Source organism: Sporosarcina sp. Y1011 (assembly GCF_057669885.1).
In genome coordinates this window covers 52,230-66,901 of the sequence record NZ_JBYHFP010000004.1, presented here as the reverse complement: position 1 = coordinate 66,901, position 14,672 = coordinate 52,230, and the positions used below count along the sequence as shown (strand labels likewise).

13 protein-coding genes and 1 pseudogene are annotated in these 14,672 nt (G+C 38.4%); 4 read left to right on the top strand and 10 right to left on the bottom strand.

Features of this window, described 5'->3' with window-relative positions:
• Positions 1-6 precede the first annotated feature (6 nt).
• On the bottom strand, positions 7-300 hold the full coding sequence (locus AC25Y5_RS06465) for a HesB/YadR/YfhF family protein (RefSeq protein WP_482102562.1): 294 nt from the start codon (positions 298-300) through the stop codon (positions 7-9).
• Between the two features lie 38 nt (positions 301-338).
• Positions 339-941 (bottom strand): glycerol-3-phosphate 1-O-acyltransferase PlsY, encoded by a 603-nt coding sequence (gene plsY, locus AC25Y5_RS06460; protein ID WP_482102563.1) that lies wholly within the window; start codon positions 939-941, stop codon positions 339-341.
• A gap of 305 nt (positions 942-1,246) precedes the next feature.
• Between plsY and parE the strand changes: the two genes are divergently transcribed.
• The 3 genes from parE (at position 1,247) to AC25Y5_RS06445 (ending at position 6,978) form a co-directional block, all read left to right on the top strand.
• Complete coding sequence (gene parE / locus AC25Y5_RS06455; protein WP_488139612.1) at positions 1,247-3,223, top strand: DNA topoisomerase IV subunit B; 1,977 nt, start codon at positions 1,247-1,249, stop codon at positions 3,221-3,223.
• Positions 3,220-5,649, top strand: coding sequence for a DNA topoisomerase IV subunit A (gene parC, locus AC25Y5_RS06450; RefSeq protein WP_488139611.1), 2,430 nt, complete (start codon positions 3,220-3,222; stop codon positions 5,647-5,649). Before parE ends, parC begins: the two co-directional genes overlap by 4 nt.
• Positions 5,650-5,766: 117 nt before the next feature.
• Complete coding sequence (locus AC25Y5_RS06445) at positions 5,767-6,978, top strand: MFS transporter (RefSeq protein ID WP_488139610.1); 1,212 nt, start codon at positions 5,767-5,769, stop codon at positions 6,976-6,978.
• Between the two features lie 1,183 nt (positions 6,979-8,161).
• Here the strand turns inward: AC25Y5_RS06445 and AC25Y5_RS06440 are convergent.
• The 3 genes from AC25Y5_RS06440 to AC25Y5_RS06430 form a co-directional block, all read right to left on the bottom strand.
• The gene (locus AC25Y5_RS06440; RefSeq protein ID WP_488139609.1) at positions 8,162-8,284 is read right to left on the bottom strand and encodes a hypothetical protein; all 123 of its coding nucleotides are present in this window, start codon (positions 8,282-8,284) and stop codon (positions 8,162-8,164) included.
• A gap of 676 nt (positions 8,285-8,960) precedes the next feature.
• Positions 8,961-9,164 (bottom strand): hypothetical protein, encoded by a 204-nt coding sequence (locus AC25Y5_RS06435; RefSeq protein ID WP_488139608.1) that lies wholly within the window; start codon positions 9,162-9,164, stop codon positions 8,961-8,963.
• 53 nt (positions 9,165-9,217) lie between these two features.
• Positions 9,218-9,715 (bottom strand): N-acetyltransferase family protein, encoded by a 498-nt coding sequence (locus AC25Y5_RS06430; RefSeq protein WP_488139607.1) that lies wholly within the window; start codon positions 9,713-9,715, stop codon positions 9,218-9,220.
• A gap of 196 nt (positions 9,716-9,911) precedes the next feature.
• Between AC25Y5_RS06430 and AC25Y5_RS06425 the strand changes: the two are divergent.
• Positions 9,912-10,055 (top strand): annotated as a pseudogene (locus AC25Y5_RS06425) (alpha/beta fold hydrolase); the annotation flags it as partial.
• A 200-nt stretch (positions 10,056-10,255) separates the two neighbouring features.
• Here the strand turns inward: AC25Y5_RS06425 and AC25Y5_RS06420 are convergent.
• From AC25Y5_RS06420 to AC25Y5_RS06400, 5 genes are all read right to left on the bottom strand, one after another.
• Positions 10,256-10,987, bottom strand: a complete 732-nt coding sequence (locus tag AC25Y5_RS06420) for a hypothetical protein (protein ID WP_488139606.1) — start codon at positions 10,985-10,987, stop codon at positions 10,256-10,258.
• Positions 10,988-11,483: 496 nt separating this feature from the next.
• Positions 11,484-12,518, bottom strand: coding sequence for a type 2 isopentenyl-diphosphate Delta-isomerase (fni, locus tag AC25Y5_RS06415; protein WP_488139605.1), 1,035 nt, complete (start codon positions 12,516-12,518; stop codon positions 11,484-11,486).
• A gap of 560 nt (positions 12,519-13,078) precedes the next feature.
• Positions 13,079-13,513, bottom strand: coding sequence for a GNAT family N-acetyltransferase (locus AC25Y5_RS06410; RefSeq protein ID WP_488139604.1), 435 nt, complete (start codon positions 13,511-13,513; stop codon positions 13,079-13,081).
• Between the two features lie 165 nt (positions 13,514-13,678).
• On the bottom strand, positions 13,679-13,837 hold the full coding sequence (locus AC25Y5_RS06405) for a hypothetical protein (protein WP_482102571.1): 159 nt from the start codon (positions 13,835-13,837) through the stop codon (positions 13,679-13,681).
• A 134-nt stretch (positions 13,838-13,971) separates the two neighbouring features.
• Positions 13,972-14,640 (bottom strand): HAD family hydrolase, encoded by a 669-nt coding sequence (locus tag AC25Y5_RS06400; RefSeq protein WP_488139823.1) that lies wholly within the window; start codon positions 14,638-14,640, stop codon positions 13,972-13,974.
• Positions 14,641-14,672 lie beyond the last annotated feature (32 nt).

Here is a 14,672-nt window from a genome sequence, read left to right as displayed (position 1 = left end):
ATGCCTTCACGCTTTTTCGTACAAATAAATAAGTTCATGCAGTTTAGGATCTACTTTGACATGCAAGTCATGTTCAGTGAAATACCATTTGTCACGGCTTTCAATATAGTAGCGTACACTGCCGTGCTCCGTTTCAACTGCCACTTCGTCAGGTTGTTCTTTTGTCACGCCGAGGGAAAATCCCGGTTGTAGTGAACTGGATCCTCCATATCTTGCAAAAAAACGGATGGCATCACCAGGTTCAACTTCCATCTCTTCTTTAAACCATAATAGCGCTTCGTTCGACAAAATAATCTTCATTGGAAACACCAACCTTTTCCGTTTCTGCTTTCATTGTATTATAACCACTTCACTTTTGGCTCGGTTCCAGCCTTGATCCGGCCAATATTCGCTCGATGTCTATAGAAGATGAAGGCACCGAATAGACCAATCATTACCATTAGATAAATATCACCTGTTCGGAAGTAGTAAAAAATGCTGTATAAAAAGCCTACCACAGATATAATCATTGACGATAAGGACACCATTTTCGTTACTTTCAAAGCGATGAAAAACGTTACGAGCACAAGGATAAAAACGGGCCATTCGTAAGCAAGCAGCACACCGCCGGATGTCGCGACAGCTTTGCCACCTTTGAAATGAGCGAAAACGGGATACATATGCCCCACAACCGCAAGTATTCCCGGAATAAGAGGATGGACTGTAATGCTGTCGAAAACAGGGAGTAGTGGTAACAGTGCAGCTACCGTCCCTTTTAAAATATCGAGAATTGTTACGGTAAGTCCCGCTGTTTTACCGAGTACACGGAAGGTATTCGTGCCACCTAAATTCCCGCTGCCTAGTTGCCGGATGTCCGTTTTGTAAAAAAGTTTCCCGACCCAGAGTGCTGAAGGGATTGAGCCGATTAAATAAGCAATTACTAAAAGTATGATAAGTTCCATTGTGTACTCCTTTTTTAATTTGTCTATGTATAGACCTAGTTTAGCAGAAGCGTGAAGTTGCGACAATGGGCTTCATGTGGAGAGTAGAGAATTGGCAAGCCAAGTTAAGAGGTGCAGTCAGATTTCGAATTTCCGGGTCTCAAACAGCCGATTTCCGTAACTAACAATTTCCTGTCTTCATTGCAATAAAATGCTTTCTTCTATACAATTAATTGAGCAAGCTTCTGAAAACGTTGATTTGACAACCTTTAAAGGAAGCGGTACGATCATATAAAAGAGAACATTCGTTTGATGGAGGTTGTATTTTGACGAAAAAACAAGAAAACTATACGTATGATGATGATTCAATCCATATACTTGAAGGCCTAGATGCTGTAAGAAAACGTCCCGGTATGTACATCGGATCTACCGATTCTCGCGGGCTTCATCACCTTGTCTATGAAATTGTGGATAACGCGGTAGATGAAGCGCTAGCTGGGTTTGGTAATGAGATTGACGTGACACTTCATACAGATGGCAGTGTCAGTGTACGCGACTACGGGCGTGGTATGCCAACGGGGATACACTCTTCTGGAAAACCAACGACGGAAGTTATTTTGACAGTTCTTCATGCAGGAGGAAAGTTTGGTCAAGGCGGTTACAAAACGAGTGGCGGACTTCATGGAGTTGGTGCATCTGTTGTAAACGCTCTATCTGAGAAATTGGAAGTGACCATTTTTCGTGACGGAAAGAAATTTCTTCAACGCTTTGAAAAAGGCGGAAAACCGTCTACAACGCTTGAACAAATCGGAACAACACGTGAAAAAGGGACGCTTATCCATTTTAAACCAGACGCGACCATATTCTCAACTTTAAAATATCATTATGAAACCATTAGTGAGCGCTTACGGGAGTCCGCGTTTCTGTTAAAGGGCTTGAAAATTGAGATAAAGGAAGAAGGTACGGACAAACACGATATCTTCCAATATGAAACCGGAATTGAGGCTTTTATCACTTATTTAAACGAAGAGAAAGATGTTCTACATGAGGTCGCTTATTTGGAAGGTGAGTCAGATGGAATAGAAGTCGAGTTTGCATTCCAATTCAGTGACGGTTATTCGGAAACAATCCTATCATTTGTCAACAACGTCCGTACCAAAGACGGTGGAACACATGAAACAGGGGCAAAGACAGGAATGACTCGAGTATTTAATGAATATGCGAGAAAAACCGGATTGTTGAAAGAGAAAGATAAAAACCTTGAAGGCTCGGATATTCGTGAAGGAATAGCCGCAATTGTGTCGGTACGTATCCCGGAAGAGATTTTACAATTCGAAGGGCAGACGAAAGGCAAGCTTGGTACGAGTGAAGCACGTGGTATCACGGATTCAATTGTATCTCAGAAGCTCCTTTATTTTCTTGAAGAAAATGCTGATTTAAGTGCATCCCTTGTTCGTAAAGCAATCCGTGCGCACCAGGCACGTGAGGCGGCAAGAAAAGCACGGGAAGATGCGCGTTCAGGTAAGAAAAGAAAAAGATCGGAAACACTTCTATCAGGTAAACTGACACCTGCACAATCCAGAAACGCTGCGAAGAATGAATTATATCTTGTCGAAGGGGACTCGGCCGGCGGTTCAGCAAAACAAGGACGAGACCGAGTTTTTCAGGCTATTCTTCCACTGCGTGGTAAAGTGCTCAACACTGAAAAAGCGAAACTGGAAGATATTATGAAAAACGAAGAGATCAATCTGATCATTCATGCAATTGGAGGCGGCGTAGGTTCTGACTTCGAAGTCGCAGACATCGCTTACGATAAAGTTATCATCATGACAGATGCAGATACAGATGGGGCTCATATTCAGGTACTGTTACTGACATTCTTCTACCGTTACATGAAACCGCTGATTGAAGCTGGAAAAGTATACATCGCTTTGCCACCACTTTACAAAGTATTTAAAGGGACAGGGAAGAGCGAAAAATTTGCATACGCATGGACGGAAGGCACCGAACTTGAAAAAGCGATAGAAAAAGTAGGCAAAGGGTATATGCTGCAACGATACAAAGGACTTGGGGAAATGAATGCCGATCAGTTATGGGAAACGACTATGGACCCAGGAACACGTACATTGATTCGGGTAACTATTGAAGACAGTGCTATAGTTGAGCGACGTGTGACGACACTTATGGGTGATAAGGTAGAGCCTAGGCGACGCTGGATTGAAGACAATGTCGATTTTGGTATGGAAGAAGACCATAATATTTTGGATAATGAATTTTTACATGTCGAGGGGGATTTTGAATGACACTAACGGAACGTTTCCAAGACCTACCGTTGGAAGAAGTAATCGGTGACCGATTCGGGAGATATAGTAAGTACATCATCCAGGACCGGGCACTGCCGGACGCGCGCGATGGTTTAAAACCTGTTCAGCGGCGTATTTTATATGCAATGTTTCATGAGGGAAATACGTATGAAAAAGCATTCCGTAAATCAGCAAAGACGGTCGGAAATGTCATCGGGAACTATCATCCCCATGGCGACACATCCGTCTATGAAGCGATGGTGCGGATGAGCCAAGATTGGAAATTGCGTCATATGTTAGTTGAAATGCAAGGGAATAACGGTTCAGTAGATGGTGATTCTGCGGCTGCCATGCGGTATACAGAAGCACGTCTTTCTGCTATTTCGGGTGAAATGATGCGAGACCTTGGAAAAGATACAGTCGATTTCATACCAAACTTCGATGAAACTGAACCTGAACCAACTGTCTTACCGGCAAGATACCCAAACTTGCTCGTCAATGGTTCAACAGGCATTTCCGCAGGCTATGCAACGGATATCCCGCCACACGCACTTCACGAATCGCTTGACGCAGTCCTAATGCGTATAGACAATCCGAACGTTACGGTTGATGAATTAATGACGGTTATAAAAGGACCTGATTTCCCGACTGGCGGTACGATTCAAGGGACGAGCGGTATTAAAACAGCCTATGAAACCGGAAAAGGACGTTTCATCATTCGATCGAAATCGTTCATCGAACCGTTAAAAGGTGGTAAATCGCAAATCGTTGTGACGGAAATTCCATATGACGTCAACAAAGCGAATATGGTCAAGAAAATGGACGAGCTACGTCTGGATCGTAAGCTAGACGGAATCGCGGATGTCAGGGACGAATCGGACCGGACAGGTCTTCGGATTGTTATCGAGTTGAAAAAAGATATCGATGGCAACGCTATTTTACAATACTTACTAAAAAATACAGACTTGCAAGTGACGTACAACTTTAATATGATTGCTATCTCTGGGCGCAGACCAACGTTAATGTCGTTACCAATGCTATTGGACGCCTATATAGGACATCAGAAAGAAGTTATTACACGTAGATCTCGATTTGATATAGGACGCGCACAAGACCGGCTACATATCGTAGAAGGGCTTATGAAAGCTCTATCAATTTTGGATGAAGTGATAATAGCGATACGTGCATCAAAAGATAAACGCGATGCAAAAAACAATATTATTTCGAAATTCGAATTCTCTGAAGTACAAGCTGAAGCAATTGTTTCGCTACAGCTTTACAAACTAACGAATACTGACATTACTGAGTTGCAGCAAGAAGATACCGAACTTCGGAAACTGATTGATAAGCTCGATGCAATTTTAAAAAGTGATAAAAAGCTATCTGCTGTCATTAAAAAAGAACTTCTTGAAATCCGAAAAAAGTTTGCTGAACCGCGACGTTCTGTAATTGAGGAAAAAATCGAAGAAATTAAAGTCGATTTAGACATTCTTGTACCAAGCGAAGAAGTGATTGTGTCGGTTTCGAAAGACGGCTATATAAAGCGCACGAGCGTTCGTTCTCATAGCGCTTCAAACGGCTCGGGACACGAGATGAAAGAATCTGATTACACGCTATTAGAAGCGCCAATGAACACGCAACATCATCTTTTGCTGTTCACATCAGCTGGGAACTATCTATATCAGCCCGTTTATGAGCTGCCAGATATTAAATGGAAAGATCTTGGGCAACATATCTCAAGTATCATTCCACTTGGGCAGAATGAAACGATTGTTGCTGCAATTGGCCTTGAGAGTTTCGATCAAGAAGCGTTAATTGTAACAGCATCTCAAAATGGGTTAATCAAACAATCAAAACTTGTCGATTTCAAAGTCCAACGCTATTCCAGAACATTTAAAGCGATGGGGATTAAAAAAGATGATGTAATGATTGATGCGAGACTTGTCAAAGGAGACGAGGATGTCATTCTATTCACAGAACAGGCATACGCTCTTCGTTTTCCTCTTACTGAGTTATCTGTAACAGGCATAAGGACTGCCGGAGTGCGTGGCATTAACCTTAAAGAGGCTGATAAGCTTGTTGCAATGGAAATCAATCAAGATGACGGATCTTCTGTTTTAATTGCAACACAGCGCGGTAGTGTGAAAAGAATGGGCTTGAAAGAGCTTGAAAGTGCTTCAAGGGCACAACGTGGTGTTGTTGTTCTTAAAGAGCTAAAGTCAAATCCATACCGGGTTATCGGGGCCTTATTGGTGAAAAATGATGAAATTATTGTTTTGACAACGGAAAAGGGTAGTAAAATTCCTATCGTAGCGGGATCATTGCGACCTGTCGACCGTTATTCAAATGGTAGTAGCATAGTAGATGAGAAAAAAGATGGAAACATAACAATTATTTATAAAGACCCTAAAGCTGAAATCGAATAAAATACTTTAAAAGTCATGGGAGTTTTTCCCCATGACTTTTAATTTGCCCTAACGTAAAATATTCGATAAGCGAAATAAATGTCTGATTGACTATCAATAGGAGAACGGGGATAGTGTATGTGGAAAAATCGAAATATTTGGATTATATTAACAGGAGAAATGATTGCTGGTTTAGGATTATGGACGGGGATTATCGGTAATCTTGAGTTTATGCAAGAAAAAATTCCTTCTGATTTTGTTAAAGCCTTAATAATGTCGGTTGGTCTACTCGCAGGAATTATTGCAGGGCCACTTGCTGGTAAAGTTATTGACCAGTCGAGGAAAAAAACTGTACTTCTCATATCAGGAGCAGGCCGTTTACTCAGTGTAATCTTTATGCTCATCGCGATTTCAACTGGATCTGTTTGGTGGATGGTTGCATTTATGATTAGTATTCAACTATCTGCTACTTTCTACTTTCCTGCACTGCAGGCGACCATTCCGCTTGTTGTTAAAGATGATGATTTACTGTCTATGAATGGCTGGCACATGAACGTTGCAACGATTTCTCGAGTTCTTGGAACCGCTTTAGCTGGGTTAATGCTCGTTTATTGGTCGCTCGCGTCGCTTTACTGGATATCGATGATAGCCTATGGAGGACTTCTATTATTCACTATGATGCTTCGGATTGATGAAGGGAAGGGAACAGAGACCGAGGTTAAATCGGTTGGGAACAAAGGTGGATTCATGGAAGTATTTCCTGTGTTGAAAGCATATCCCGCGGTTGGGATGACGCTCATAATGACACTGATTCCATTGCTATTTCTTGGATCGTTTAATTTAATCGTTATTAACATTAGTGAAATACAGGAATCTTCATCTATTAAAGGACTTATTTATACATTTGAAGGGATAGCATTCATGGTCGGAACGGTTGCTGTTAAATACATATCTCATAAATGGCGAACGACGACAATCCTATTTTCCTTCGCATCCTTGGTAGCGGTAGCAGAATTCATGCTTTATTTTACAGAGAGTTTGGTTATTGTATTAAGTGCTTTTGCAGTGCTAGGATTCGCTCTAGGTTGTTTTTTCCCAACAGCAATGGTCATTTTCCAAAAACAAATGCCAAAAGAGTACCATGGTCGATTTTTCTCATTCCGTAATATGTTGGAACGGGTTATGTTCCAGGTAGTTTTACTGACAGCGGGCGCGTTCCTAGATATTATTGGATTGCAGTCGATGGTGATTGTTTTCGGAGTTATTAGCTTAAGTTTGACGGGAATATTCTTTATCCAGATGAAAAAAAGAAATATCATATTAGAACAGCCGCAAAAAGTATGTAACTAACTTTTTGCGGTTTTTTTCTGTTTTATATAGAGGTTAGTAATTCGATGAATTTACTACTCAAATGAAGCTGATTAAGTTGAAATAACTTCATATATGTCTAAATTAGGATTAGAAACAACCGAAAGTTCAGATGGTCGTAATGCAGGAAATAAGATCATTATAAATTTTAGTTGAAGAATGGCTTTATTGCTAATAGCTAAAACCGGACACGTGGTTATTAATTTATTGTATTTGAATTAGTGAACAACAGAGCTAATCATTTTATAGGACCAAACACGATTGTAAGTATTACTGGAATTATAAATACACAAATCAATATATCTATATTTTTAGAGGTTTTTCATCAATTGCAAGAAATGCTAATATTAATAAATAATACACTATTTTTCGTTTTATCTCACTGTTTCAAGTATACTTATATAATGATACGCAACTTCCGATAATTTATATTATGTAAACTAAAATATTTTTAAATGAAAAGGGGTCCATTCTTGAACATTCCCCCCTTTTGTAGGAAGACAAACAGCTAATAAGTAGTTCTCAGATTTTCTTGGCGAGAACGATCTTTTTTTATTCAACCTTTTCGGTTTACCTTATTATTTCCCCTTGTTCAAGCTACCGTCAATTCATATTCCGTTCTTTCGCTAACGTTGTCTCGTTCTAATTCAGCTTTGCTAGCTAACATTCTGAACAAGAATCGTTCCATATTCCAACTGCACTCGTTGCCTTCAAAACATGAAGCCTATTACGGATGGTTGCTGCTTAAGTTGTGGTATTTGTCCTTTAGCGTTATTTATTTTGATAAAAGCCAATTAACGTTCGTTTACAGAATACTTGGTTCCCCTTCTAAATCCAAAATCTTCTACGCAAAATCACGATTATTAATCCAAAAAAGTACATCACTTGGGAAAGTGATGTACTGAGAAATATACTGATAAACCAATTTATTTAGGAGGTTTTTATATACATGAATCTTTTAAGTAGGAACTATTTTTTGAAGGTATAATAAATTGCTTATTTTCCTTCACAGTGGACAGTCCACTCTGCGGGCGTTTACCCTAAACAATAAATCTACGCAAAAGCGTCAAGATGAAACTAATTCAAATTATTTCGAGCTTAACGAAATTCGACTATAAATAAACAGCTTAAGCTCTTTTCCATCTACGGTAAGCAAAGAATGTTTTTAAACAATATACGAAAGATATTTGTTGCCTTTCATATTCTTATAAACTTCTTTTGCTTCTTTTTCCGTATCGAATTCAAACATTCTAATTCTAACTTCTGCGTATAGGGTAATAATCCACATATATACTGCCTCCCAATTATTTAAGCAAGACCATAAGCAAGCTCAATATTTTTTCTTAGAATAAAATTTCCTATCTCACCGACATCCCCGACTCTTATAAAAGAGTGGATTTACAACATCAATAATTAATACTAAGCTCGGAATCACTAGACCTTTTGTTTTAATTAGATCGATTGGTTTTCCAGTATGGAAAAGGGCAACTATTTTCTCTTCGCTTTACAATGCAAGCAATCGAAAATAATCTTTTTCTAGTACTTTATTCGCCAATTTTAACGCTGCATGTTCATCCCGGCGTGTCCATAAATGATTCATAATCGGACAGGCTTCAAGGATTCAATCAGATGTGTAAACCTCTGTCATCGCTTCAGATCTTATTTAACCACCCCCTTTCAAATGTGATTGTTACACTTACCCATTCTTGTAAGTTGTAGTATAACACTATGTTTTCAGAAGATACAGTGTAATCAGTCCGATAAATTTTTCTATTGAAAAATGTTGATGTCTAATAATATTACATATGCCTTCCCTTTCCAGCTTCTCCCGCAGAATTATTTCTAAATATTCACTCATTTATAGGTCTTTTTCCTTAGTAATCTCCTGCAGTTTGTGTAACAGCCGGTTTGGCAAATCAAATGTTGTCCACCTAAAGCTACTAACGATTGTCCACTGCCCTTCTTCAATCAAACATATCGCCTAATACAAGAAATTCCTTGATAATCCCCTCTCTAAGCGTCTCGCGAATCGGTATCGGCAATACTACCTTCCCGCTCTTTATCGAAAAATCGATCTTCACTTTTTTGAATTCTTGTTCTTTGAGGTTAATTTCATCTTTATCTAGCTTGTACAAAAATATATTATTTACATTTGATAGTTCAGTCATTTACTAGCACTACCCGGATTGTTTATTTCCGGACACATATCACTATTAATTATTCATAGAAACAAAACCATATGTTCTTCATCAAAATAAGTATCATCAACTCTTAATGCCCTTTTCTCTGTGCCGAAAACTTCAAAACAAAATGAAGCATATAGATTTCTTGCGGGCTCATTTGTTGTCACCACAGTTAAGTAAATCTGTTCTATTCCTTCCAAAACTTTAGCCACTTTAATTGCTTCTACCATTAGAGACTTTCCAACTCCTAACCCACGCACTTCAGGAGTAACATACATGGCTACAATATTTGCTCGATGCTGCAGATTAACCAGTTTTTCTTTAATCAACGTAACAACGCCAACAAGTTGAGCATCTACAAAAGAACCTAAAGTAAGCGAATCGTTTGATTGAAACCTGAGTATATACTTTTCAACAGGCTGGTCTTTCTCTTCTTCATAGCTTGAGCCAAAAGCTTCAGGATTATTTTTTAAACCTTCTAATCTTATACCGAGATAAGCCTCCGCATCCATTCGGGTTAAACGTCTAATCATCATAATTCCACTCCTAATGACTAACAATTATTTGTAACACGAATCTTCATAGGTATTACCTTAATTGAAATTCTTGCCTTTTCCAAACTACCCCGTGTATATTAAAAGATCTTTTTAACTTATAATAGATTCAGTGCCTTTAGTATAATCTGTGTATTCAATTATACATCAACAATTGGAAATTAGGAGGAATGATTATATGTGGACACAACAAATCATTGAAACAGTGAGAGGTTCATTTGAAGTTTTTGTGAAAGGAACTGGTGAACCTATTTGTGTAACGCACTTATATAGTGCCTACAATAATAATGGAAATACGTTTGCCAATCCATTTGCTTCTAACGTAGTGAATACTGATATTTATCAATGCAAGCAATATTATAATTAGTGTTCAAACACATGATTTGAGTAGATAATATTATAGTTAGTCCCCTACAAGGGATAGGCACCGGGAAAAATAAAATCCATGCTTGAGTTAATAGCTCAAGCATGGATTTTTAATGTTTTAATGACAAAGACGCTGCACGTAAATGAATGCGAAATTCAAACCATTTTAATAATATAGTGTAGATATTTACGAACTTGAGTGATCCGTTCAGTCAATGAAGCCGCTACAATCATGAGGAATTGCTCACTCTCCTCCGTTTTATATAATTTGCGAACAGTTCTTCTTTCATCGGGCCAGAATCCAACCACCAAATTTGTTTCTTCCATTTCGCGTGCAATATCGTATAAATAGCCATTAGATGGAGACCAGCCAAACAAACTATTCAATTGCTCCTGAACCTCAGCCATATAAAAAGATTTTCGATCTAAGCTAAATCGTAGTGTCATAAATCGAACAACATCTTTGACGGATAGCAGCTTTGATATAAAAGGTCTAAAGTCTTCGTGTAATGGCTCAACTTCTATTTGCGGTGGCTGGCCATTTTTGGTTAGAAAATAATAGAATCGATCTATAACAATAGATACTTCCCTAAACCTATGCGCATAAATTGTTTTGTATTCTTGAAGACGTTCTTTTCCTTTGTCAGTAATTTGAAAGAACTTTTTACGACCTTCTGTTTGAGATCGAAGAAAGCCGTTTCTCTCTAACGTGTTAGCAGTACGTGCAACGTACTCATATGAAACGGAACGTCCTGGGAAATCCAAGTTAAATTGTTCATAGAGAGCTCTTGAATAATTTTTCCGATTAAAGAGACTCCTTAATAAAAACAAAGATAGAGTATCTCCAACACTAAAACCGACTGTTTGTTGAAACGAAGGTATCTTCATACTGAACACTCCTAATATTTTTAATAATCATACACCTCGCTAGTTCATATATCAAGGTATATATGCGTTGCAATATGTACTATCTTCCCCCTATTCCTTCCATTATGTAAACTGTGTCTTGACACTCACTTGAATACTTGTTCGGGAATACATAATAATATTAGAGTAAACTAGTTGCGAGCTATATGTTTATATATGCACTAGCGAGGTTCATTGTAAACGGAATATATACATGGTTAGCAATTTTATTAAAACTCACGGAAATTCCACTAATCAAAATAATAGACTATATAACTGATTGGGGATTTGCAATTAAAAGTTATAGGAAAAGTGCTGTTTTACAGTTATAGACTTTGGTTATGGTAAATAAAGATGGGACACGTTCGGGATTCTGTCTGATAAATTAATAGCCGACTTACTAAAAAACTTGATAAATCAAAACCCCACACCCTGCTTTATTTAAGCTGGGTGTGGGGTTTATTTAAATATATGAACGTTAAAATACTTGATAATTGACCCGATTTGTCTTTTTTAACTCGCTGAGTGAAGCGACTCCTATGCCGAACATCGCCATTCGAAGTTCCAATTCTCTTGTTTCCATCGCGACCAGTACTTCCTCTGTAGACGAAGTTGCTACTTTTAGAATTGATCTGCCAAAACCAACGATATCCGCTCCAATCGCAATGGCTTTTGCCCCATCCACACCAGTGTGTATTCCACCACTAGCGATTATCGGTTGCTTTCCAATAATGCCCCTTACTGAAGTGATACATTCAACTGTCGGGATTCCCCAGTCACTGAACGCCTCAGCGGCTAATTTTTTCACAGGAGATGTTGAACGGAACTTTTCAACTTGACTCCAAGACGTACCTCCAGCTCCCGCCACATCTATAAATGAAACACCTACATCACATAATATTTTAGCTGTGACCTGATCGATGCCCCACCCGACTTCCTTCACGCCAATCGGAACATCCAACTCACCGCATAATCTTTCTATTTTCTCTAATAGATGTTTGAAATTCGTATTCCCTTCTGGTTGAATCACTTCCTGAATACTATTTAAATGAAGGACAAGTGCATTTGCCCCTGTTATATCAATGATACGGAGACATTCATCTACGCCAAAACCATAGTTCAGCTGAACAGCTCCTAAATTAGCAATTATCGGAATGCTAGGAGCAAATTTACGTACCTGAAAAGAAGCCCGATGTTCCGCACTTTCAATCAGTGCGCGTGTCGAACCTAAAGCCAAGCCCCAACCTCTTTCTTCCGCTGCTTCCGCGAGGTTTTGATTGATTGTTTCGGCAAATGCGGCCCCGCCAGTCATTGAACTGATTAAGAATGGTGTTTTGCAGTCATGTCCTAAAAACTTCGTATCAATGGATATTTCGCTGAAATTGATTTCGGGTAATGAATTATGTATGAATTTCACCTTTTCGAAGCCGGTTGTGACTGTGTCACCCGTTACATTCTCATTCAAGGTGATTTGAATATGCTCTGATTTTCTTTGGTTGATTGGTTCAGTCAATTTGGAAACACACGCCTCTCCTGTTGGTATTAATGATAACGCATTAGTCCTTTTAATAGAAGTCACCGGCCTGCCGTGGTGTATCTCCCTTGTTGTATGTGCATAGCTTAAAGTGAGTTAAACAACAAATTAGTTGTCAGAGTTGAAGTTCAAACGTATAATGAGGATATAGATTGATTACAATAAAAAAGATTGATCGATGTTGTCGCATCGATCAATCAATGCAATAGAAGGTTCCCACCAAGGGGATCAGCACCTACAGAGTGGAATTAACCCATCCCTACGAGCCTCTAACTCAAGGATGGGTTATTTTTTATGGTTAAATGCAAGTATCAATACGACCAATGTTGCAAAAGCAATTGCAAACATTAACGATTCGAATACTGACATTGGCACCACCCCCTTTCGTGCGGGAGTGAGCCGACCACCCTTGAGTCACCTATACTATTACTCTTGTATTATACCATACATATGTTCTTGGAATAACGCGTATTTCATAATGAAATAACTCATCCACAATTATTGGTGTAAGTTGATTTGTTTTCAATTATTCATATTTATCAGAGCGACTTTTTAAATACATAACTCACCTTGTCATAATCCATCTTCTCTTCATAAAAACGATGTGCATCCATACGCTGCAAGCCTGATGATAACGCGACACTTTCATAGCCATTTCCCTTTGCCCATTCATGGACATAGGTAAGCAGTTTTTCTCCGTGGCCGCTTGAACGCTTAGTTGTGTCCGTTACCAAGTCACAAACCCATACAAATCTACCATAATAGAGTGTAATCATTGGTTTGAAACCAATTACTGCTACGATGTCTCCTTCAATATGTAATGCAACCAGTTGGTAGTGGTCTTTTTCTTGTGCTTCAAGAACCAATTCCAAGTAGGTAACTTCATCCAAATGTGTTCGTAATTGTTTCATAATCGGATATGCTTCCAAAATTTCATCACGTAATTGAAGTTTCTTAATCGTTAAATCATTCATCACCGCAACTCCTTTTTCTTAAATATACCATACGTTTCAACAAGGCATGATAAAATTGTATGCTATGCTTATTTAGATTAAATACTTGATTTCATTAAAAAAGACTTCCCTTATTGTAAAGGAAGTCTCACATTGTATTGAAAGATCGCTGAACAATTTGTTGAATTATCTATCTCTGCAGTTTTTACAAACCTTAATGAGTTCTTTTGCTTCTGTTTTATGATTGTACAATAACTTAATGCGATTTCGGTCACACAACGGACAGTCTCCTCTTCCTTTTGAAGGGAGCTTTTTTAATGCTTTTCCTCGGTTTCTTTTCGCCATGACCATCCACCCCCAGAGTGAAAAATCTTCTTTCTCTTTATCTAATGTTGGTCTCGGAAAATGGCATGGGTATTTCACTAAATTCTTTATCAGAATCTATTCTTAGCAATTCGCTATCAGAACGAGGAAGTCCGTCATTGATGGGCATTATTTTCTACTAGAAGATTTATTTCCATTAAATCATTGACGATGAAGTCTGCATCTACATCTTCCCACTCTGAATCCTTCTTCCAAACCCCTAGCATTCCTAAATCTTTTGATGCTTTCACATCATTTTCCGGATGATCCCCGACAAAAATACATTCGTTTGGAGATACAGAAAGTTGCTCTAGCGCTTTCTTGAATATTCGAAGATCTGGTTTTTTTATGCCTACTTTTTCGGATATTAAAATTGTTTTAAAATACTTTTCAATACCCAGGGCGATTATATTATCCATTTGAAATTGCTCTTTTCCATTACTAATAATCCCTAAGAAAATCGATTGACTTGTAAGTGAGGCTAACATTTCATGAAGGTTTGGAAATGGTACGCAATACTCTTTAAAATGATTTACATAATCTTGTAGGAGTTGTTCCCAGGTTAGCCTCGTTATATTAAACTCCGCAACCATTTGTTGATAAACTTGATCTTTCCAAACGTATCCCCGGCGATCTAACTCAATAAACCTTAAAACATACTTCTCTTTTTGAATATGTCCGACCCACTCATATAAACGTTCGTATTGTCCATTTATGAATTTTTCTACAGATGCATCACGATTTAATAATGTACCATCCAAGTCAAAGAGTACTGCTTTTATCATTTTAACTTTCAATTCCCTTCTACTTTCCAATA

What these genes read in the sequence shown, in the direction of transcription:
- AC25Y5_RS06420 (WP_488139606.1), bottom strand. Translation starts at nt 10,987, where the DNA reads ATGAAGATACCTTCGTTTCAACAAACAGTCGGTTTTAGTGTTGGAGAT.
- AC25Y5_RS06435 (WP_488139608.1), bottom strand. Translation starts at nt 9,164, where the DNA reads ATGACTGAACTATCAAATGTAAATAATATATTTTTGTACAAGCTAGAT.
- AC25Y5_RS06400 (WP_488139823.1), bottom strand. Translation starts at nt 14,640, where the DNA reads ATGATAAAAGCAGTACTCTTTGACTTGGATGGTACATTATTAAATCGT.
- parC (WP_488139611.1), top strand. Translation starts at nt 3,220, where the DNA reads ATGACACTAACGGAACGTTTCCAAGACCTACCGTTGGAAGAAGTAATC.
- AC25Y5_RS06465 (WP_482102562.1), bottom strand. Translation starts at nt 300, where the DNA reads ATGAAGATTATTTTGTCGAACGAAGCGCTATTATGGTTTAAAGAAGAG.
- AC25Y5_RS06405 (WP_482102571.1), bottom strand. Translation starts at nt 13,837, where the DNA reads ATGGCGAAAAGAAACCGAGGAAAAGCATTAAAAAAGCTCCCTTCAAAA.
- AC25Y5_RS06440 (WP_488139609.1), bottom strand. Translation starts at nt 8,284, where the DNA reads ATGTGGATTATTACCCTATACGCAGAAGTTAGAATTAGAATGTTTGAA.
- AC25Y5_RS06410 (WP_488139604.1), bottom strand. Translation starts at nt 13,513, where the DNA reads ATGAATGATTTAACGATTAAGAAACTTCAATTACGTGATGAAATTTTG.
- AC25Y5_RS06430 (WP_488139607.1), bottom strand. Translation starts at nt 9,715, where the DNA reads ATGATGATTAGACGTTTAACCCGAATGGATGCGGAGGCTTATCTCGGT.
- plsY (WP_482102563.1), bottom strand. Translation starts at nt 941, where the DNA reads ATGGAACTTATCATACTTTTAGTAATTGCTTATTTAATCGGCTCAATC.
- AC25Y5_RS06445 (WP_488139610.1), top strand. Translation starts at nt 5,767, where the DNA reads ATGTGGAAAAATCGAAATATTTGGATTATATTAACAGGAGAAATGATT.